The 21,030-nt window shown below is 41.7% G+C and carries 15 protein-coding genes; 3 read left to right on the top strand and 12 right to left on the bottom strand.

Annotation, left to right across the window (positions count from 1 at the left end; genetic code table 11):
- Positions 1 to 46: 46 nt before the first annotated feature.
- On the bottom strand, positions 47 to 1,723 hold the full coding sequence (locus EL17_RS00470; RefSeq protein ID WP_035068579.1) for a patatin-like phospholipase family protein: 1,677 nt from the start codon (positions 1,721 to 1,723) through the stop codon (positions 47 to 49).
- A gap of 154 nt (positions 1,724 to 1,877) precedes the next feature.
- Complete coding sequence (locus EL17_RS00465) at positions 1,878 to 2,750, bottom strand: 3-keto-disaccharide hydrolase (protein ID WP_084166056.1); 873 nt, start codon at positions 2,748 to 2,750, stop codon at positions 1,878 to 1,880.
- Positions 2,751 to 2,907: 157 nt separating this feature from the next.
- On the opposite strand from EL17_RS00465, the gene EL17_RS00460 reads away from it, so the two are divergent.
- Together EL17_RS00460 and EL17_RS23780 are read left to right on the top strand one after the other, a co-directional pair.
- Complete coding sequence (locus tag EL17_RS00460; protein ID WP_035068576.1) at positions 2,908 to 4,599, top strand: potassium channel family protein; 1,692 nt, start codon at positions 2,908 to 2,910, stop codon at positions 4,597 to 4,599.
- Positions 4,589 to 4,747: a hypothetical protein gene (locus EL17_RS23780; protein WP_205623505.1), complete on the top strand. Its 159-nt coding sequence runs from the start codon at positions 4,589 to 4,591 to the stop codon at positions 4,745 to 4,747. The genes EL17_RS00460 and EL17_RS23780 overlap by 11 nt, the downstream gene beginning before the upstream one ends.
- 20 nt (positions 4,748 to 4,767) lie before the next feature.
- Here the strand turns inward: EL17_RS23780 and EL17_RS00455 are convergent, their stop codons facing one another.
- The 10 genes from EL17_RS00455 to EL17_RS00410 form a co-directional block, all read right to left on the bottom strand.
- Positions 4,768 to 5,928, bottom strand: a complete 1,161-nt coding sequence (locus EL17_RS00455) for a galactokinase (protein ID WP_035068574.1) — start codon at positions 5,926 to 5,928, stop codon at positions 4,768 to 4,770.
- 63 nt (positions 5,929 to 5,991) lie between these two features.
- The gene (locus EL17_RS00450; RefSeq protein ID WP_035068571.1) at positions 5,992 to 7,023 is read right to left on the bottom strand and encodes a LacI family DNA-binding transcriptional regulator; all 1,032 of its coding nucleotides are present in this window, start codon (positions 7,021 to 7,023) and stop codon (positions 5,992 to 5,994) included.
- Between the two features lie 606 nt (positions 7,024 to 7,629).
- Entirely contained in the window at positions 7,630 to 8,193 is a 564-nt protein-coding gene (locus tag EL17_RS00445) for a LutC/YkgG family protein (protein WP_035068569.1), read from the bottom strand.
- Entirely contained in the window at positions 8,190 to 9,551 is a 1,362-nt protein-coding gene (locus tag EL17_RS00440) for a lactate utilization protein B (protein ID WP_035068566.1), read from the bottom strand. Before EL17_RS00440 ends, EL17_RS00445 begins: the two co-directional genes overlap by 4 nt.
- Positions 9,548 to 10,303: a (Fe-S)-binding protein gene (locus tag EL17_RS00435; protein WP_035068563.1), complete on the bottom strand. Its 756-nt coding sequence runs from the start codon at positions 10,301 to 10,303 to the stop codon at positions 9,548 to 9,550. Before EL17_RS00435 ends, EL17_RS00440 begins: the two co-directional genes overlap by 4 nt.
- A 464-nt stretch (positions 10,304 to 10,767) precedes the next feature.
- On the bottom strand, positions 10,768 to 11,901 hold the full coding sequence (locus EL17_RS00430) for an ATP-binding protein (RefSeq protein ID WP_035068561.1): 1,134 nt from the start codon (positions 11,899 to 11,901) through the stop codon (positions 10,768 to 10,770).
- 188 nt (positions 11,902 to 12,089) lie between these two features.
- The gene (locus EL17_RS00425) at positions 12,090 to 13,442 is read right to left on the bottom strand and encodes an FGGY-family carbohydrate kinase (protein ID WP_035068559.1); all 1,353 of its coding nucleotides are present in this window, start codon (positions 13,440 to 13,442) and stop codon (positions 12,090 to 12,092) included.
- A gap of 1 nt (position 13,443) precedes the next feature.
- Positions 13,444 to 14,721, bottom strand: coding sequence for a TIM barrel protein (locus EL17_RS00420; RefSeq protein ID WP_035068557.1), 1,278 nt, complete (start codon positions 14,719 to 14,721; stop codon positions 13,444 to 13,446).
- A 257-nt stretch (positions 14,722 to 14,978) separates the two neighbouring features.
- The gene (locus EL17_RS00415) at positions 14,979 to 17,087 is read right to left on the bottom strand and encodes a bifunctional rhamnulose-1-phosphate aldolase/short-chain dehydrogenase (protein WP_035068555.1); all 2,109 of its coding nucleotides are present in this window, start codon (positions 17,085 to 17,087) and stop codon (positions 14,979 to 14,981) included.
- A gap of 88 nt (positions 17,088 to 17,175) precedes the next feature.
- Positions 17,176 to 19,605 (bottom strand): glycoside hydrolase family 31 protein, encoded by a 2,430-nt coding sequence (locus EL17_RS00410; RefSeq protein WP_035068552.1) that lies wholly within the window; start codon positions 19,603 to 19,605, stop codon positions 17,176 to 17,178.
- A 313-nt stretch (positions 19,606 to 19,918) separates the two neighbouring features.
- Here EL17_RS00410 and EL17_RS00405 point away from each other — a divergent pair, with 313 nt between their 5' ends.
- Positions 19,919 to 20,827 carry an alpha/beta hydrolase gene (locus EL17_RS00405; RefSeq protein ID WP_240485908.1) on the top strand — a complete coding sequence of 303 codons (909 nt, stop codon included), beginning with the start codon at positions 19,919 to 19,921 and terminating at the stop codon, positions 20,825 to 20,827.
- The last annotated feature ends 203 nt before the right edge of the window (positions 20,828 to 21,030 follow it).

Below are 21,030 nucleotides of genomic sequence, written 5' to 3'. Positions count from 1 at the left end.
GGGTGAAGAATAAATAATGTGGCAATTATTATCTTATGCAGGCGGGTCATTGATGTCTTAATAATCCAAATTCATTCAGGGAAGACAGTGCATTATCAATAATGGAATCTGCCACTTTACCGTTTAGCAAAATTTTGGCACCTACCCATAGAAGAGCCTTTTCTGTTGGACTATAATCCGCAAGGTTAAAAAGAACTGATTCTACTCTTTTTTTGAGCGCATTTCGATAACCTGAAATTTCTTTCTGCGTGGCTGAGGGCCAGCGTTGACCATTAGAAAAAATGGGCATATAGGGTTCATTTTTTCGGCGTGAAAAAATAGGGATGATCTGCAGTCCATTGTTTTTTTCTGAAATGAATACTGATTTATCTATTTTGGAATAGCCTTCTTTAAATATCGGGTTTTCTGTATCTTGGGGAACAGTAAAATGGTCCCGCAGAAATTTTTCACAATTGGCCCTTCCAAGAAAATAATCATGTATACGGAATTCCTTATTGATAAAACCACCAAAGCCACTCATGGAGCCACTGGCGATGGCATATCTTCCTTCATAATTTTCATCTGTCCCTTGACCATACCTGATGGGAGCGACCAAAAACTGACCTGCCAACTCTGAATCCATTGCTTGTATAAGCGTTTCAGGCTTGATTCGTGACTGGTTGATTATGGCTGTGAGGGTATTGCCCATCACGGATGTGAGCTTGGTATCAAAGGTGAATTTACCTGGTTGACTGGGAAATGGATCTACCATCAGAACGGTGCTGTTGAAACTTTGATATGATTGGTACTGATTAGGATCTTTTTGTCCTGTTATGTCTATAAGCACCCGTCTTACTTTTTCAAATGGTTCGTTATTGATCATTCCTCCATCTACATTTAGGGTCTTATATGGACCTTTGTCAAAGGGTCGGTCTGCCGCTTTGGTAATGGGGTCAAACCATTTGAGGTCATTGAGGTATTGCCCATCCCTGGTAATTTTGCGGGGACGGAAGATGATAGGAAAGGCTCCTGTAGCTATAGCTGCCTGCTTGGCCAGATCAGCATTCAGCTGTTTCTGAAAGTTGAGGGGAATCCATCCATCTGCCTTATAATCACTAGCTGATTCTGCCATTCGAAAATTAAGATAATCCTTATGGCTGGTGATGATATACCTGTTGTAATTGGGAAGATTGGATCTAAAGGCTACATCAAAATCCATCCCTTCCAGATTAGACAGCGTGAAGAAGAGCTTCATCTGTTTATCAAGGTATTCTCGCTTTACTGCTGCACCGGCAGATACCGTTAAGGCCCTAGCTGCTATCTGGTCGATAAAATCAGTATTGAGCAGAGATTGCATGTTCTGCTGATTGAGATCAGAAGTATCCAGCATGACTTTGATCATATCATCAGCTACCAGATCTACCCAGCTGTGATAGAACTTATTGGAAGGTACCTGGGCCAATAGGGGATCAGGGGCTAGCTTTACAGGTGGTATGGGATCGTGCATAGCCGATGCCATTATTGCCCCTGTCATCCCTCCTGCAGAAGCGCCTCCTATCACAGGTATTACGACATCATGCTTAGGTACGTTTACATCTCCTCTACTCTTGCGCATCTGCCAGTCCTCCAGGGCTTCGAGCAGGTAATCCATAGCACCTGCAGTATAGGCTCCGGCAGATACAGCACCTGCCAGGCAAAGCCCTAAATAAAAGGTTTTTGGTTTTGATGTATTGGGAATTTCCATTTAGTTCAGTTATCACTATCTACTTTCATAAAATACTTTAAGCTGTATTAGATGGAGTAAACTTATAATGTATACCTTTTTTAAAAGAACTTAGGATACCTACAGATGGTTTTATATTATGTCAATATAGGTATGTCAAAAACTTTCAGATAAGCTATTTTTCAACAGGGGATAGTTCATTTATAATTAGGGATAATTTTTCCTGGTCGTCCATGAAAGGAGCCAGATCGACGAGCTCCACTTTTCTAAATTCAACAGGATGGCTTTCACTTTGCAGCGAGATATATCCGCTTTTCAATGGTTTGCCATCCTCTTTAAGATCAGGATGATGTCCTGACACATTGCCTCCTCCTATCTGAGGTTTAGAATATCTTAGGACCGTTCTTCCACCGATTCGGTGCTCGATAAGGGAATCACTCAGAACCAGAAAATCGGCAGTCACCCACTGGTCACCGTGGTAGGTATCCGAAGTGGAACTGATGCAGTGCGGTGTAAAGAGGTTCCCATCCATCACCACATGCGTACCAGGGGTACAGAGGTTACTCGTAGGTCGGGGATGATCTCCATCTCCTCCCAAAATCTGTCCCTCGATAGATATAGGAAAATCCTGATCCAGTCCCATGGATGCTGGTGACTGGCCATGCAGCATAACACCGCTGTTTCTAAAGGCCCATCCTTCACCCCCCGGGGCCTGTTCTCCTACAAATCTATACTCCACTCGAAGCAGATAGGCAGCATACGGTGTATTGTAAAAGATATGGCCAAACTTATCATCAAAACGCTCATATCCATCATAGGAAATTTTCATTACACCCTCTTCCACTCTAAAGGTATTTTTATAGTTGTTATGGAGCTCATAGCCTCTGATTTTCACTGACCAGTCATCAATATTTCGACCATTAAAAAGTGCTGTCCATTCCACCAGTTCCTGATCACTGGCTGGCGTGGATTCGCAGGCAAAAAATGTAATACATAGAGATGGGAAAAGTAAGTAGTAGCAGATTTTTGGTATGAATAGATTATCCATATAGTAATAGGTTGATTAAAGATCAAAGATTTAGGAATATAAGGGTTTAATATTTTTATTGGTAATTATTTCAGGATTATCCTACCCCCTTATTTTTTTGTTTTCATTTTAATATAAAGCATATTACATTACTCATGCTAAACCCATATATCATTATATGAAATTTCTTTCTACACAGTTGATAATTTTTTTAAAGAATAAGCCCGACAGAAGGAATCTTAAGCTATTGGGGAGATTTTTGATGATCTTATTGATCCTTATCGTTTCGTTTTCTGTCATCTTTCATTTACTGATGCTGCAGGAGGGGCAGTCTTACACTTGGATTACAGGTATATATTGGACACTTACGGTTATGTCCACATTGGGTTTTGGGGATATTACTTTTCACAGTGATGCAGGGCGGTTGTTCAGTGTAGTAGTATTAATGTCTGGGATGGTATTTTTGCTGATATTATTTCCGTTTACTTTTATTAATTTTTTTTATTCACCTTGGATGAAAGCCCAGGAACAGGCCAAAGTTCCCGGTGAACTACCTGAAGATACCAGAGGACATGTTATACTTACTAAGTATGGCCCGGTGACAGAAGCACTTATCAAGAATCTTAAAAGATTTAATTTTCCATATGTAGTACTAGTGACTGACATTGTAGAGGGATTACGTCTAAAAGAACTTGGAGTAAGGGTGATGGTGGGGGACATGGTGGACCCCAAGACTTATGAGAAAGTAAGGGTAAAAAATGCCGCGCTTGTAGCCACTACAGAAACAGATGTAATCAATACCAATGTAGCTTTTACTGTAAGAGGGATCAGCAAAGATGTTCCCATTATTGCCTCCTGTAATTTTGAAGCATCCGTAGACATCCTTCATCTTGCTGGCTGTAATCATGTGCTTCAGTTGGGGGAGACCATGGGGGAGTTTCTGTCACGCCGGGCAAATGGTGGCGATGCAAGAGCACATGTTATAGGTACATTTGGTAGACTTCAGATTGCAGAAGCTTTGGTGACAGATTCCCCATTGGTAGGAATGGAGCTTAAGGATACCCAGCTCAGGCAGCATGTGGGAGTGAGTGTAGTAGGGGTTTGGGAAAGGGGAAAATTTAACGCAGCCCAGCCAGGTACATTGATTTCTCAAAGTACGGTATTGGTTCTCGCAGGTTCTTCTGAGCAAATAGAAATGTATAACCAAACCTACAGACTTCCTTCTACTTCTGATGCACCTATAGTGATTATTGGAGGCGGGAGGGTAGGAAGGGCTACTGGTAAAGCCCTTATAGAAAGGGGGGTGGATTATAGGATAATTGAAAAAGACCCCACCAGAATTAAAAATAAAACAAAAACCATATTGGGAGATGCGGCAGACCTGGAGACATTACAAGAGGCTGGGATAAATAAGGCTTCCTGTGTGATCATCACTTCCCATGATGATGATGTCAATGTATACTTGACCATCTACTGTCGTTTATTAAGGCCTGATATTCAGATTATCACCAGATCTACCTTAGAAAGAAACCTAGGTACCATGCATAGGGCAGGAGCAGATTTTGTAATGTCCTATGCCGCTATGGGAGCTAATATAATTGTAAATCTGCTCCAGCGCAATGACATTCTTATGGTAGCAGAAGGTCTTGATTTGATTAAGGTGAATGTGCCCAAAGCATTGGTAGGAAAGACTATTTCTGGATCTTCCATACGGAAAAACACCTCCTGTACGGTAATAGCGGTAAATAAAAACCACCATATGTATATCAATCCTGATCCTGATATGGTATTGACAAGTGGTGCTGAAATTATACTTATTGGTACAGTGGAGGCAGAAACTTTGTTTTTTGAATTGTACGGTGAAAAATAATCCGGCGATCACCTATAACCTTAGCTTTACACCACATGTAAAGCTAAGGGAAGGTGGAATGGAACGCGATGTTTATCATTATAAAGTTATCCTCATCAAGGATGTTAATGCTGACATAACTGTCATGCAGTTAAATTCAGCTTTATAGTACTTTCTGATCTAAATAGGTCAGTTATTTACTTTTTCAACCCCATTTTCTATAGCTACCCGGTATATTTCCAAATCAAGACCAAATTGGTTCTTATAGGCCGATCTGATGATACTTTCAAATTTGTCCAGAAATGAATTTTCCACCAGGTTTATCGTACAGCCTCCAAAGCCGCCGCCCATCATTCTGCTACCAAGTACCTCTGGTATATCTCTGGTGGTTTCCACCAAAAAGTCAAGTTCCTCACAGCTTACCTCATAAAGTTTTGATAGTCCTTCATGTGATTGATACAATTTTTTCCCTACCGAAGGGAGGTCATGGTGATGCAGGTCATTTCCTGACTGTAGCACACGTTCGTTTTCTTCCAGTATGTACCTGCATCTATTGTACACGATCGGATCAACCTCAGGTTTAATTTTTTCCAATTGCGCTAATGAAGCATCCCTTAGACTCATTATGGATGGCCAGTGGCCCTGTAGCACCTTAACACCACTTTCGCATTCTTCTCTTCTCTTATTATATTCCGAATCCACCAGGGCATGTTTCACCATGGAGTTACATAGGACTATACTAAACTGGCTGTTCTTGAAAGGAAAGTATTCAAACTCGAGTGATTTACAGTCCAGTCTGATAAAATGGTCTTTTTTACCCTGAACTACGGCAAACTGATCCATTATTCCACACTGAACTCCCGCAAAATTATGCTCTGCTTTCTGTGCCATTTTGATCAGGTCCCATTGCTCTAGGTCCAGGCTGTAAAGCTGATCCAACGCAAAACCTATCCCGCACTCTAAGGCTGCAGAAGAGGAAAGGCCTGAACCAATGGGGATATCCCCACCAAAGGCACAGTCAAAACCTGAAAGTTTCTTACCTGCCTTCTGAAATTCATTCACTACACCCATTATATAATTGGCCCAGGGCTGTTCCTTGCTGGGTTCCATGGATTGCAGAGAAAAGCTAAAGGTTTCGCTGTAATCAGTAGAAAAGATATTACATGTTGAGCTTTGGTTAGGTGCAATCGCTAAAGAAATGCCTAAATTAATGGCAGCAGGCAATACAAAACCGTTATTATAGTCTGTATGTTCGCCTATCAGATTGATCCTTCCGGGAGATTGAATGATAAAAGAAGGTTTTTTTTCAAAGTGATGGAAGAAACTGATACTGACACTATCATTTACCATAATGTAAAAATTTTTTGAATGGCTTTAGCCATGTTGAAACATGATGAATTGATTAATTAGAAACTACGCCGGAATCTTAGATTTGGCTGTGCTATCTCTCAATATTAGATTGGTATGCAATGTGAAAGCTTCATTTGACGGCACATTCAGATCAAGTATCTTGTCTAAAAGATGGTTGGCCGCAATAAATCCCATATCATAGGAAGGCTGGTCCACTGTAGTCAGTGAAGGCTCCACTATTTTTGAAATAGGTGAATTCGAAAAACCGACAATCCCCATTTCTTCTGGAATATTCACAAGTTTTTTGAGGGTGACGATGGCATCTATTGCCACCACATCATTTACTGCCAAAATCGCATCAGGGCGTGGATTCATAGCCAGAATATTCTGAGCACATAAGATATTGGATGCTTCTGATAGATCACTTTGGTGGATGTTTGCTGGATTTACAGCTATACCGTTTGCTTTCAATGCCTGCTCATAGCCGATTCTTCTGTGTCGGCAGATGAATAGGTTTTCCGGTCCATTTATAAATGCTATGTTTTTATATCCCTGGTTTAGAAGGTGCTGTGTGGCTTCAAATGAACTTTTTTCATCATCTATGACTACCTTGGAGACGGAGATATCTTCTGAGACGCGGTCAAAAAGTACGAACGGAATCTTATTAGACTTCAGATATTCCAGATGTTCAAATGAGTTAGTTTCAGTAGACAGTGATATCAATAGACCATCTACCCGGCTAGATGCTAAAGTATTCACATTGATCTTTTCTTGTTCAAAAGATTCATTTGACTGACAGATGATAATGTTAAAACCTCTTTCAGAACAGGCATTTTGCATTCCACTGATGCAGGAGGAGAAGAAATGTAAAACCAATTCGGGCACGATAACACCTATGGTATTGGTTCTGTTCATTCTCAGGCTTTTAGCGATCAGATTGGGCTGATAGTTAAGTTCAGCAGCCATGTCTGCCACTTTTTTTCTTGTATTTATATTGATATCAGGATTCCCTGCTAGGGCCCTTGAAACAGTTGAAGGTGAAACCTTTAACTTGTCGGCTATATCTTTGATGGTAACGGCTGATTCTCTTTTCATTTCAGATGCTTTAGGTAAAAACGAAATCCTTTTTAATTCTGTGTAAGTAATGCGTATTAATTTCCAGAGATAGGGATTATAGGCTTTTACATGTTCTCATTTTTTTTGACGACAAATTAAGAACGGATGCTAAAGTTGCAAATATAGGTAATAGTTGAAGAATAAAATATATGATTGAATGGCTGTTGATGATTTAATAATGGTGCTTTAGAAAATAAATTTTCATTTTTTCCATATTTTCCGCTTCAAATACAAGGGAAGAACCCTTTAAAAATAAATATGTTTTGTAAAACAAAGCCAAAAATAAAACCTCGTAAAAATGATCCAGGATTTATGTATTGGATATATCATTGTAAATATTTAGACGCACACCTACACAACCCTATCTCCAAAACATGAGTATATCTGCACTATATCAATAGGCTACCAACCTAAATGTTTTAAACCGCTTAAAATTATATCAAAAAAGTACTGCTAATGGGTGTTTTTCCCAGCCATAGCCAGCCTTTATGATGTAATGTTAAAAAAATTGGACAAATGGGTTAACAATAGTCCCTGTTGACATTCATTAAATAATTAGTCTATATTTTACCTTCCATAAGACTACTATATCATTACTATTTTCAGGCTCTTGGCTCCGTGGGCGCCTATCACCAGTGACTGTTCTATGTCCGCCGTTTTTGATGGACCGGCAGTAAACAATCCGAATCCTGATTTAGTATTGCCGATTTTCGCATAGGCTTGATGCATGTTGCCCACCAATTTCTTTTTATCGAGCAAGATCACTAAGTGCTCTGTGATGAATGGCAAAATCCTAAATTCCAGGTTTTCTTCATCCAGCCAAATAGCCCCATTTTCGGCTACTCCAAACTGACCTTCCACCACAGCAAGGCTTAAATCTGAAAACTCATGGGGATCTTGGGGGACGGTGATGTTGGTATACGATTCAAAACCCTTTGCTGTTGAATAGATACGGGGGTATTGCCCGGATTCTAAAAGCGCCACAAAAGCTTCTCTGTCTATTACTTCACCTTTATTGGCAGCGCTTGAGATCTTAAAGGTGGATACCAGATCTTCAGCTACTTCAAATTCAGGAATGATAGGTGCCTCTACTACTTCTTGTCGGAGGGCGCGTATTTTATTGAGGATGTATTCTCTGGAAGGATTCATAATTTGTTCTTTTTATACCAGTCCTTGAAGGATTCTTTGGGCACTTCAGGTAGATCACGTTCTTTTCCCCAAGTATTGAGATTGCTATAAGTGATGCTGTGGGGCAATAGTTTTAAAGCACCCCGCATCATACTACCGCCCAACTTATAGGCAAAGGGAACAGAGAATATGCCATTGGCAAATTTCATGGCCAGGCTTTTGGCATTGATGGATGTCTGTGCTTTAGTGATTTCCTGTCTCCACTCATAGAGCTGTTCGTGGATATTGATCTTGACTGGGCATACATCAGAGCAGCTGCCACATAGGGTAGAGGCAAAGGGCAGGGAACTGTGTTTCTTCAGGTCAATCCCCGGAGAGAGAATTGAGCCTATCGGACCAGGCACTACGCTGCCATAACTGTAACCACCACTTCGGCGGTAGATAGGGCAGGTATTCATACAGGCACCACATCGGATGCATTTGAGGGAGTTTTTGAATTTTTCTCTTCCCAGCTGTTCGGTTCTGCCATTGTCCAACAATACGATATGGATTTCTTTGCCCTTGGCAGGACTTCTGAAATGGGAATTATAATTGGTTACACTCTGCCCCGTAGCGGATCTTGCCAGCAGTCTTAGAAATACACCAAGATGCTCCCGCTTAGGAATGATCTTCTCTATACCCATACAGGCTACATGAACGTCTGCAAGGTGAACGCCCATATCGGCATTGCCTTCATTGGTACAAACCACAAATTCACCTGTCTCTGCCACTCCGAAATTTACGCCGGTAAGGGCTACCTTTGCTGCCAAAAACTTTTCACGCAGGTGAAGTCTGGCTGCATTAGTGAGGTAAGAAGGATCATGATTCCCTTTTTCAGTATTTAATTTATCGTGAAAGATATCGGATACCTGGGCTTTCTTTAAATGTATGGCAGGGAGTACGATGTGGCTGGGGGGCTGGTTGAGGAACTGGACGATCCTTTCACCCAGATCTGTATCCACTACATCTACGCCGTTTTTTTCCAGGTATTGGTTGAGGTGGCACTCTTCGGTCAGGATGGATTTACTCTTGACGATAGCCTTGCAGTCATTTTGCTGCAGGATATTAAGCACTATTTTATTGTGCTCTTCGGCATCTTTGGCCCAGTGGACCTTAATACCGTTGGCCAAAGCATTCCTTTCAAATTCGACGAGATACTCATCCAGATTAGATAGCACATTGTCTTTGATCTGGGAGGCTGTTTCTCGTAGTTCTTCCCACTCCGGGATGGATTTGGAGACTACATCCCTTTTATCCCGGACGAACCATAGGGTCTCGTCATGCCATTTGGCATTTTCTTTATCTTCTAAAAATACGGCTGCTTTTTCGGGATGGTTCATCGGATCACTTCATTTAATATTTCTGCAATGTGTTTAAACTTGACACCATTATTATTTCGGGAGGAGATTCCCTGCATATGCATCAGGCAAGACATATCACCACCGGCCAGTATTTCTACATTGTTCTTCTGATGGTCAGCCAATCGGTCTTTTCCCATCTGGATAGATAGCGCTTCCTCGGTGACAGCAAATGTTCCCCCAAATCCACAGCACTCATCCTTACGGTCCAGCTCTACCCATTCCAGGCCTTCCAGACCTTCCAGCAGTTGTTTCGCTTTGTTGAACGGTGGTTCGTTCAGTTCTGAAGAAGCGCTTAACCTAAGCCCCCGCTGTCCATGGCAGCTGGAGTGAAAACCTACCTTATGAGGATAAGATCCTTTAATTGGCCCCACTCTCAATACATCAACCAGAAATTCGGTCAGCTCAAAGATTTTATGATGCATGGCTGCCTGTTCTGTTTCAAAACCCTGGATGGATGGGCTGTGTTCTTTTACATGAAGGACACAGCTGCCCGATGGAGCAACTATATAATCGAAATCCTTAAATGTCTTTATAAAATGCTTGGCAGTGCCGACTGTATCCCTTTCATATCCGGCATTGGCCATGGGCTGGCCACAGCAGGTCTGGTCCATTGGAAAACTTACCTTGCAACCCAATTTTTCCAATAGCTGAATGGTAGCGATGCCAACATTAGGATAAAACTGGTCTACATAGCAGGGGAGAAAAAGGGCAATGTTCTTATTTTGATGCATTCTTTGTTGATAGGAGCTTGATGTATAATCATGAAAATTAAATAATGTTTTTTAATTAGCTGATCATGAGAAAGTTTTGATTAACAAATCCATATTTTATGGATTTTAATAAAATCATATTTCTAAGATAGAATAATTCTTAACCAGAAATATCCTGTAGTGTCGGGTTTATTGGGAAAGGATAATATTTGTAAAGGATTGGGGGAATTTTGGATAGGCCAAAATAGTATAAGTATCATTACGTGATAGTAAATGATTTAAAATGATGTGAAGTATGTACTCCATACAAAGCTTTAAATATACATATGATTTACAACTTTTCCTTTGAAAAAGTGTGATCAATTACATTTTTTCAAAGGAATAAATGTTGAACAATACATTTTTTTAAAGAAAAGATAAAGTAATCCTAATAGACAAATTAAGAGGTGAATTAGTTGAAAAGCTTGGTACGAGGTAAATATCCTCTATGACCCAACAAATTCAGTAAATTTTTTTCTAGTAACTACAGTCGTATTATGATCTGGATAGGCTTGGAGAAAAGATGCCGGAAACTTGACCTTCTGTTCTTTCCATTTGAATTCAAAAGCATTGAGCATACCATCTGTCTCTTCAATGTAGTCTATTTCTGCTTTATCATGGGTGCGCCAAAAATAGGTGTTGACATAATTTCTATTGTATGCATTTAGCTTTAACCTTTCAGAAATAAGGAAATTTTCCCATAAAGCACCTTTATCCAGACGCATTTCGGGAAGTGAAAAATTACTAATGAGAACATTACGTATTCCGTTATCAAAAAAATAGTATTTCTTTCCCTTCTTAATTTCATTTCTAAGATTTCGGCTGAAAGCTGGCAGTTTAAATATAACAAATGCTTTTTCCAACAAATCAAGATATTTTTCAACAGTAGCTGTATCGATATTGCCTATAAGTTGGGCCAATTCATGATAACTGACTTCACTCCCAACCTGAAAAGCCAATGCCTTCAAAAGTTTTTCGATATGGCTTGGTTTTCTGATACTGTCCATTTGCAGTACATCTTTGTAAAGATAACTTTGGGCAATTTCCACCAATATTTCTTTTTCATTACCAGGGTTATTTACTATTTCGGGATAAAACCCATAAATCAATCTTGAGTCTAATAGTCTTTTGGCCTCTATCAAAGATGTATGGTTTACTGTTTCTTTAAAGCTGATAGGGAAAAGATAAAAGGTATTTTTTCTGCCGGTCAGCGGTTCAGCAGTTTGGTTCTGAAGATCAAAAGCGGATGATCCGGTAGCGATAATCTGTATGTCAGGCCTATTGTCGAAAATGAGCTTGAGCTTTCTCCCGATATCCGAGATTTGGTGTGCCTCATCTATAATTACTAATTTATTATTTGCTCCGATCAATTGAATTAACTGTGAACTGGTGACAGCAGAAGAAAACGCATCCAAAATATCTGCTTCATCAGCATTAAACCATACCGAAGACACGTTCAATTTTCTCACAATTTCTTTTAGAAGCGTAGTCTTCCCTACCTGTCTTGGACCCAACAAAATAATAATCTTACCATTAAAGCACGAAGAAATGATTTTATCCTCAAGTTCTCTTGTTATCATATTAGACGAATTGTAATCAAAAATACCGAATATTTAGATTGTATTCTAAAAATTATGCCTAATATTTAGATTACGTTCTAAAAATTAGGCCTAAAATTTAGATTATACTCTGATAAACTTGGAATCATCTTGGGATGGGAAGCATGATACATCAACATTTTGCAGACGAACTTAGCGTAAATATATTGTTATGATGCTGTCATCATCAAATCTTCTGTTGCTTTATTTACCAGAATAGCCGCGCCAAGCGCTGTCCCCAAAGCAAAATCACAGGTTTCCACTTTTATGGGAGCCAGCTTATCCCTTAGCATTTCCACAAACATATCATTGGCATTGAACCCTCCGTCGATGTAGATTTTTGAAACAGATGACCCTTCTAGTATTAAATTCAATGAAGCCACCTGCAGATCTGTCAATTCATGCAAAAAGCAATAATAGGCCTCATCGAAATCAGCAAAGCTGCTTAGATCTGTTTTCTCTGCTTGCTGTATTCCATAAGGTTCCGGCTTTAGGTATTCAAATTTAAATCTTTTACCACGGTATTGATTGGTATTTTGATAGAGGCCAGCATCAAATTTAAGCTCTTTGTAATAGCCCTTTTCCAAATTAAAGTGGTTATAAAGCTTCTCTATCTGCACCTTATGTTCTTCTCCGATAAAAAGCCTACTGATTTTAATAGGACTTCCATTGATCCCGATGAAGTGGAGGCTATCCAGTTCCAGTTCTTTGCTGGCCAGGGGACTGGAATTAAATGGATTGATGCTGATGGCCCAGGTGCCGGTGCTGAGCAGGACAAAAGGCTCTCTGTTGGTTTTTAGATAGGGGAGCAGTGCAGCGGAAGAATCATGGACACCGGTGCCCACTGACATGGCCTGTTTGCGATAGGTGATCGAAAAAGTTTCGGTAGTATCCTTCACCACGGGTAGCATGTGAAGAATCTCCTCTTCCTTTAACCAGCGGTGGTAAGCTTTCTCCTTAAAATCCCATAGTCCCGTATGGCAACCAATACTGGTATAATCAGAAACCATTTTGCCGGTAAATATAAAGCTGAGATACTGGGGCAGGTGGAGAGAAAAGGCTATCTTTTTGAATATCTCCGGCTTCGTATATTTCAGCCAATATAGCTGCAGACCGGAATTGATCATGCCCAGGGCAGGAGAGGAGGTTTCTTTGCAGAACTGTTCCCGTCCTCCATATTTGGCGTAGAATTCCTCCAATAAAGCTTCGGGATATTCTTTGGTATAATTGTATAGCGGGGTTACAGGTTCCCCATCTTTGTTTACATGGACAAGTGAGGCACCATAGGTGGTGAAGTTCAGCTTTTGGATTAGAAACTGTGGTAAAGCCAAAGCTTCATCCAGCGTCTTTTTGATCCAGCGGGTCAGTTCATCCAAAGATTCGCAGGGATCCCCGTCCTCATCCTGTACATAATCCAGCCGATGGTAGACTTTGTAAACCTCATTGAATTCCTCATCGAAAAGGAAGAACTTTTTGTTGGTTTTTCCGATATCAAATATGGCTGTAACTGAAACCTTCTGCATCTTATAATCCACTTGCTTTACTGCTTTTACCTCTTTCCTTAATCAACTGCTCTCTCACATTCAGATTTCTATAGGCGTCTATGGCAGAAATGGCGCCACCGGACTGCCTAATGGCTTCAGCCAATAGAGGCCTCACATCTGTCCTATAGGCATCCTGCAAGATATCCTGGGCTGCAGTCACATCATGGGATTCCTGTGCCGACTCCAGAGCTTTCTGGTCTACCAGCAGTGCCTGTGCATATGATATTTTGATCGCTTCCACAGACTGTAATAGGTCCTCCAATGGATCCTTTAAATTATGACTGGCATCGATCATCCAGGATAAGGGAGGGTTTTCTGTTTCGTCAAAACCACGGATCAATTCATGAAAGATCAGGAATAACTGATACGGCTTGATGCTGCCAACAGTAAGGTCATCATCTCCATATTTGGAGTCGTTAAAATGGAAGCCTCCCAATTTTTTTTCAGTCATCAGGGTGGCAACGATCTGCTCGATATTGGTATTGGGCAGATGATGGCCCAGATCCACGAGTGTAAAGGCTTTAGGCCCCAATTTATTGGCTAATAGGAATGAAGTGCCCCAATCCTGAATTACCGTGCTGTAGAAGTTAGGCTCATATGGCTTATATTCCACCAGCATCTTCCAGTCTTCCGGTAGGTCTTTATAGATCTCCTGCAGTGAGCTGTAGGTGTTTTGCAAAGCTTTTCTAAGGCTGTGCTGTCCAGGGAAACTTGCCCCATCTGCCAGCCACACCGTCAAAGCTTTTGATCCCAATTTCTTACCGATCTCAATTACCTCCTTGTTATGCTGGACTGCAAGATCTCTTACAGCCTGCTCTGAATTGGCAAGAGAACCATATTTATATGACTGTAGCTGTCCTGCCTGATCCTGAAAGGTATTGGAATTGACCGCGTCAAAACCTATCTGAACTTCATCAGCAATCTGTTTAATAGCCTCATAATCCTGAGGGGTGTCCCAGGGGATATGGAGAGATACGGCATTGTTTGATTTATTGAGTGCATGCAGGATGCCTACATCCTGTATCTTATGGATAAGGGTAGCGGGTTCTCCAGCACCCGAAAATCTGCCAAACCTGGTACCGCCTGCACCCAGTGCCCAACTTGGAATGGCTATCTGGAGATCTTTAATTTTTTGTATAAGTTCGGAAACATCCAGACCCCGCTGGTCTAAGGATTCCGCTAAAAAATCGAATTTACGTTGGTGCTCTTTTTTCAGTTTGGTATTAGATTGCTGGATATGATCTGTGGTTAATTTCATTTTGGGGTCGAAATAATGATAGAATTAAAATTCAGGATTGAGTAATGTATTATCCTCATTGACTTTTACATATCTCTTAAAATCATAAGCAAAATATAGAAAAAGCCGGTGATATAAAATAATTAACCTTCCAGGAAGCTTTATGAGGTTAGGGCAACACAAAGATCCTGAAAGGTCCAGGTAAAAAACCTTCCGGATTCTATTGCTGCATAGAATAAATTTCTGCAGAAATCCGGAAGATTTACTTGTAATTAAAATTACCTGACAAATGCTGCTGCCACGCCACCATCTACATTCAGAATGTTTCCTGTGCTTTTGGATAAGGATCCACCTACAAAGGCAAATACGCCATTGGCAATATCTTCCGTGCTGATGATCTCATTGAGAAGTGTCCTTTTGGCATAGTGGGCAGGAAGATCTTCTACCGAGATACCATATGCTTTAGCTCTGCCTTCAGCCCATTTGCCTTCCCAGATTTTGGATCCTTCGATCACTGCATCTGGATTTACCACATTTACTCTGATCTTATCAGGGCCAAGTTCTGCTGCCAGTAATCTGGACATATGTACCTGTGCGGCTTTTGCCGTCCCATATCCTACATTGTTTGGTCCGGATACCAATGCATTCTTACTGGCGATATTGATGATGTCTCCGCCGAGCGCTTGGGCCCTTAAGATTTTAACGCCTTCCTGAGAGACCATAAACTGTCCTTTTACAAGAACATCATTCAATAGATCCCAGTCTGCTTCAGAAGTATCTGTCAGGGGCTTGCTGATGGCCAGACCGGCACAGTTTACCACTATGTCCACTCCGCCAAAAGCCAGGCTTGCCGCTTTAAAAGCTTTTACAATAGATTCAGGCTCCAGCACATTTAATGGCACCTGTATTCCGGTATCTTTATTAAAATCTTTTATAGATTCTTTTAATCTCTCCGGATCAAGGTCAGTAAGCACTACACAGGCTCCTTCTTTGGCAAGTTTATCCGCTATAGCTTTACCGATACCACCTGCACTACCGGTGATAAGAGCCACTTTGCGGGAAAGTGGCTGCTCTTTAGGCATTCTTTGAAGCTTGGCTTCTTCAAGTAGCCAGTACTCGATATCAAAAGCTTCTTGCAGAGGCAATGATACATATTCTGATACCGCTTCTGCACCGCGCATTACATTGATGGCATTGATATAAAACTCACTTGCCACTCTGGAGGTCTGCTTGTTTTTGGCGTAGGAGAACATACCCACACCCGGCCAAAGGATGATCACTGGGTTTGGATCACGCATTCCCGGGCTGTTTGACCTTTTATGTGTTTCGTAATAGTCTTTATAAGAGTCTCTGTAGTCTGCAAACAGTTTAGAGATATGCTCCTTTAATTGGGCCAGGTCAGAAAGATCCTGATCCGCAGGGATGTCAAGTACCAGTGGCCGGATTTTGGTTCGGAGGAAGTGGTCAGGGCAGGAGGTTCCCAGCGGAGCCAACTTGTCAAGATCATTCGAATTAATAAACTGAAGTACGGCATCGGAATCATTGAAGGTACCTACCATACGATCATAGCTGGAAGCAAGGCCTCTCAATAGGGGAGCGATGATAGCTGCCTGGTCTTTTCTTTTTTCAGGAGCCAGAGACTGGATTTTGTCTCCACCGAATACAGGTCTGTTTTTGCCATAATTTTCTTCCAGATACTGGGATGCTTTTTCGATCACTTCCAGACTATTAATATAACAGTCATATGCAGTATCTCCCCAAGTGAATAGACCGTGGCCACCTAGCATGATGCCGCGGATTCCCGGATTATCTTCAAGTGCTTTCTTTAGCTGAAGGCCTAGATCGAAGCCAGGTCTCTGCCATGGCACCCAGGCTATCTGGCCTTCGAAGAGTTCTTGGGTGATCTTTTCCCCTTCTTTGGAAGCTGCTATGGCTATGGCCGCATCCGGGTGAAGGTGATCTATATGCTTAAAGGGTAGAAAAGCATGTAAAGGGGTATCTATAGAAGGCGCTTTAGAATCCAGGTCATAGATGCAGTGATTAAAAAGCTCCACCATTTCATCTTCAAACTCCAAACCTCTATAAACCGATTCCAAAGCTCTAAGCTTGTCCACATATAGTCCGGCAAGTCCGGCTTTGGTCAGCGTACCTATGTCTCCACCGGATCCTTTTACCCACATGATTTCTACCTGCTTACCTGATAGGGGGTCTTTTTCAAAAGTCTTGCAGGATGTATTGCCACCGCCGTAATTGGTGATCCTAAGATCAGCTCCCAGCATATTGGATCTGTATATTAAAAGTGCTACTTCATCGTCTCCAAACGAAGCTGCTTTTTGCTCGTCCCATAGGTTAGAAACGTGTTTGTATTGTTTTTCTAAAATTGCCATGGATTATTAAAGATTTGTTATGTAAAGTGAAATTATTTAAATCGAAAAGGATAACTGTCCTGTTGTGTACTGACTGCTTTATGGGGTATTAATTTACATGGATAATTATTTCCTGTTCTGCCTTTTTTTGTATGGCCACCCACAATATGCTTTCCTCAGCATCATAAAACCAGCCTTCGGTTCCATGAAGTATTTGGGATTTATTTTGAATTATTAAATTTTTGCTTCCCACATAAATGTCCTGGGGGAGTAGAGCTTTGCGGATTTTAAGGATGTAACTTCTTTCCGGTAACTGATACTGCCCATTACTCTTATTAATTTTAAATTTTGAAGTATTGTTTAACCATGATGATTCCACTTTTGTCAAGGCAAATTCCCCCTTAGTGTAATCTTCGGAAAGACCGTCATCCTCATATAAAGTAAACGTACCCTTTTCACACGGAAATATGTCCAAGGTAATATTGCCAAACGGCTGATTGTCATCTTTATATACATCATCCTGCATAGGGATAATGGCGCCCGCTTTGACATAGATGGGGAGTTTTTCCCTTGGCGTTTCCACATTATAATAGCGGCGGCCCTCATATTTTTGACCGTTCCAGTAGTCATACCATTCACCTTCGGGAAGATAGATTACACGCGTCTGGGCTCCTTTGGTAGTGACCGGAGCGATCATCATCTGATCCCCAAAGTAATACTGATCATCTACTGAATAGGTGTCAGGGTCATCCTGGTGGTGTATCACCAAAGCCCGCATGATAGGTATTCCTGTCTGGTGTTGCTGATAGGCATTGGCATAGATATAAGGGATGAGTCTATATCGTAACCTGTCATAATCGGTGAAGATTTTCAATGCCTCTTCCCCATAGTTCCATGGCTCTTTATATCCAGGATGGTCCATGCCGAACAGGTGCGCCACCGGGCTGAACATGCCGAACTGCACCCACCGCGCATAGAGCTCTGGATCAGCGTCATGTTCGAAGCCGCCCATATTATGTGACCAATATCCCACGCCTGATAGTCCGATGTTCAATCCGGCTTTGATCACCGGCGCAAAATACTGCCACTCGCTCGGCCAGTCACCTGCCCAGATGAAAGGGTAGCGCTGAATGCCGGCATAGCCTTCACGGGTATGGTTCATACCCCTCATGTTGTTGTATTCCTTAAATTTCTCGAATGGGGCTTTGGCATAAGCCACCGGAAAAATATTGTGAAGCTTCTCGGCAGTTTCTCCGGTCGGGCCGGTTTTGGTGCTTTCATTTGCCATTCTTCCAAAAGCACTTCCCTCATCTGTTTTCAGGAACATGGTCCCAAGCTCGGCTATGCGTTTCACACCGTTTTCCCACCACCAGTCTACCGCCTCTTCATTAAAGAAATTGACAAATTCTCCCTGGTTGTTTTCCTCGGGATATACGTGTCCTTTTTCCCTGGCCCGGTCAAGGAGATCCAAGTAAATACCATTGTCAAATCTGGGCCTTACATGAAGCCCCACCATATTGATGTCCATCGCATAGACGCTATCAAACATGCTCTTGGGATCCTGGAAGGTCTCCCTCCATTCAAATGTCGTGGCGCCGCTTCCTCCGCTTTTGCCAAACATCCTCCAGGTAGAATCCAGATGGAGTACATCTACCGGTATTTGCCTCTCTCTAAATTTCCTTATCAGATCCACTACATAGTGGGTGGAAGTTTTCTCCTCATGACCCCAGGTGCCCCCGCTGTAGGTACCTACGTGAAGTCCATGGGCAAATCGTGGCAGCAGGGGAGACTTTCCTGTAAGATCAGTATAGTGATCCAGTAACTGCGGAAAATCCGGGCCATACATAAAAAAGTAATCCATTCCTTCCCCTTTGGCCTGGAAGGTAAGCGCTGACCTGTCTTTTCTGCCTAAATCCCAGTCATTGACCTGGGGGGTATGAAAGAATATGCCATAGCCTTTGGTACTCATGAAAAAGGGGACTGGAGCATAGTTCGCTTCCAGTACATTATATGCCCCTATGATATGGGGTTTTAATAGGCCCCGGCCCACATTCAGTTGTAGGGCTTTTCCCCGCTGGTCTAGGAAGTCCATTCTTTCACCAAAGCCAAAGAAATGCTCATCAGCAGTAAGCTGCTTCCGTACCCCCTTAATATTTCCCTCGGAATAGATTCCGCCATTCTTAAGGTCTTCACTGGAAATGATTTTTCCGGCTTTATCTGTTACTGTTAGTTGAAATGATTTCTGATCTATGGTGACGGTCAGTTTATCTGTATTAAAGATAAAAGCCCCATTGTTCTCCTCTTTTTCGACAGGATATAAGTTCCATTCCCCGGCATCCAGCATGTACCAGTTTTCTTCTTTAAATTCTTGGCTGTCCGAAGTACGCACACGGAATAGATCTGGCTTATAAAATTCAAGAAGCAGGTTTTTATCTCCCGCATAGAGCAGGTGGGCATTTTCCTTTATAGATTGGGCATGAAGGCATCCGAAGGAGATCACAAATAAAAATATGCATAGGAAATTACGTTCTCTGCTCATTGGTTTGAATTGAATAATATGGTGGGAGCATTTAATTCAACAATATAGGTTTATCTTTTAGCTTGGGTGTCCTTTAGTTTCCTGTATGGGAGAAATATATTTATATACCTTAACATATTATATTTTTAAAATTATATATACTTTATAAATACCCAGAAATATCTTGCTAAATCGAATAATCTAGTAATATATTTTGATTATTAAAAAATAAGGATGTAGAAAATCTGTACAAAAGTCATAAACTCTATATATATTTAAGGTAAACCTATAAATAACCTAATTTATGCTTTTTAAAAAACAGAACCTTGCCAAAATGTTCTTTTTGGCTTTTATGTTATTGTATGCTGTACCGGGTATTGGTCAGGATGGTACAATTTATCCTCTCGTAGCTCCAGAAGAACCCAATGCGATACATCTAGGAACTGGCGGAGTAGATGATCAGCCCGCTCAAGAGACCTGGTTCCGCCAGTGGGGTGACCCTATGGCTAGGAACATTTCTAATGCCACCCTGACCCCTTTTCTTCCCGAACCGGGAAAAGCAAATGGTACGGCTGTGATCGTAGCACCCGGTGGCGGTTTTATGTGGCTTTCAATGGGTAATGAAGGCTGGGAAGTAGCTCAGGCACTGGCGGACCAGGGAATAGCAGCCTTTGTACTTAAATACCGACTCCACCAGACTCCCGAATCGCTCGATGATTTTAAGGAATTTATGGAGAGGCCGATGCCTACACCTGCTGCTCCCTCTGCTGCTTCCCAGAGTGAACCGACCCAGGGACCGCCACAACGGAACCTGACTAACCAACTGGAAGATGCAGAGGCTGCTTACGCCTTGATCCTCGACAGGGCAGCAGCATGGGGAGTGGATACCGACAGGATAGGCATGATGGGCTTCTCTGCAGGAGCAGGTCTTACGATGCATTCCACACTGAATTCCGATAAAATGAAACTTGCCTTTATTGCACCGATCTATGGTGGTATGGGTGCAGTGGAAGTACCGGAAAATGCTCCTCCAATGTTCAATGTCATCGCCACTGATGATTTTCTTTTTCACGGTCAGTCAGGTATAGTTGAATCCTGGTTTAAAGCAGGCATACCGGTAGAGTTCCACCTTTACCAAAACGGCGGCCACGGTTTTGGCCTTGGCAATCCAGACCGCACCAGCAATCGCTGGTTTGATGCCTTTATGTATTGGTTGGAAGTCAACAGTTTTCTAAAGCCCTAGGCTGAAAGCTGACAAAAAAGTACGCATACAAACCCCCGCAGCTACGAGTTAATAATGATTTGCATGGTCAATTACTGTGTAAGTGAAGATCTATATCTATTAGAATACCATCAGGCTTGAGAAAGTAAGTATTGACTTGATCAGTATTTCTAATTGAAAATAGACCTTAATATATTTCCAGAACCTCATATTCTTAACAATTA

Origin of the sequence: Anditalea andensis, assembly GCF_000714815.1 — a bacterium.
Lineage (GTDB): Bacteria > Bacteroidota > Bacteroidia > Cytophagales > Cyclobacteriaceae > Anditalea > Anditalea andensis.
This window is presented reverse-complemented; position numbering and strand designations above follow the sequence as displayed.